The sequence below is a fragment of the Psychrobacter phenylpyruvicus DSM 7000 = NBRC 102152 genome (assembly GCF_000685805.1).
GTDB classification, from domain to species: domain Bacteria; phylum Pseudomonadota; class Gammaproteobacteria; order Pseudomonadales; family Moraxellaceae; genus Psychrobacter; species Psychrobacter phenylpyruvicus.
In genome coordinates, this window is the sequence record NZ_JMKP01000097.1 from 1 (window position 1) to 1303 (window position 1303).

The 1303-nt window shown below is 42.4% G+C and carries 1 protein-coding gene; it reads right to left on the minus strand.

What is annotated here, in order from left to right; translation table 11 throughout:
• Window positions 1–31: 31 nt before the first annotated feature.
• Window positions 32–1246, minus strand: a complete 1215-nt coding sequence (locus G561_RS0113570; protein ID WP_028860002.1) for an IS256 family transposase — start codon at window positions 1244–1246, stop codon at window positions 32–34.
• Window positions 1247–1303 lie beyond the last annotated feature (57 nt).

Genomic DNA, 1303 nt, shown 5'->3' on the forward strand with positions numbered 1-1303 from the left:
GAGCCCATCCCGAAATCTGTGTAACTGCAATTTAGATTAAATGCTTACTAACACGCTCATCGAACATAATCATAAAGCGATTAAGAGCAGACGTCCAGTTACGGATAGGCATCGACCACTTTTTAGACGCCTGCTGAGTTGCTAGATAAACAACCTTAAACGCCGCTTGATCAGATGGGAATATCTTACGCTTATTCACAGCAGTACGAATCACGCTATTTAATGACTCGATAGCATTGGTCGTATAAATGGCTTTTCTGATGTCTTTCGGGTAATCAAAGAACACCGTTAAGCCCTCCCAATTATTGCGCCAAGAGGTAACTACATGCGGGTATTTATCGCCCCAGACCTCATTAAACTGCTCAAGGTTAGCCTCTGCCAGCTCAAGCGTATCAGCGCCATAAACCGCCTTTAAATCAGCAGCTACTTTTCTCCTATCTTTCCATGGTACAAACTTCATAGAGTAACGTACCATATGCACAATACATAGCTGAACCTGTGTGTTTGGATATACTGTATTAATTGCCTCACTAAAGCCTTTTAAGCCATCGACACAGGCAATAAGAATATCTTGCACCCCACGGTTTTGTAGCTCGGTGAGAACACCTAGCCAGAACTTAGCGCCTTCATTCTCTGATACCCACATACCCAGTAGCTCTTTTTTGCCCTCAAGATTGACGCCTAAAGCCAGATAGATGGCTTTATTAATGATTTGCTTGTCTTGACGTATTTTAACGACAATACAGTCTAAATAAACGATAGGATATAAGCTACTTAGTGGCCGGTTCTGCCATGCTGTGATGTCATCTATGATGTTGTCAGTAACTCTGGAAACGAGGCTCGTTGAGATATCAACGTCATAGATATCTTTGATACTCTCAACAATCTCAGTGGTTGTCTGACCTTTGGCGTAAAACATGATGATTTTATCATCGAGCCCGGTAATACGGGTTTGGTGTTTGCCAACCAATACAGGATCAAAGCTTCCTTCACGGTCTCTGGGGGTGGATATCTCAAGATCGCCTGTGTCGCTGCGTACTGTCTTTTTGGTGTGACCGTTACGTTTGTTTGGCTTATCCGCCTTCTCATGCTTGGGGTAGCCAAGATGTTCTTCCATCTCGGCTTCTAAGGCAGTGTCAATAAATGACTGCATAAGCTGTTTTTGAAATGCTTTGATATCTTCAAAGCTGCCAACGTGTTTGGCCATTTGTTCGGCTAGTTTTTTTAGTTCTGTTTGTTTTGTCATTGCTTATTCTCCTTTACTATGGATTATAAGCAGTTACACAAAGTTTAGGAAAGTCTC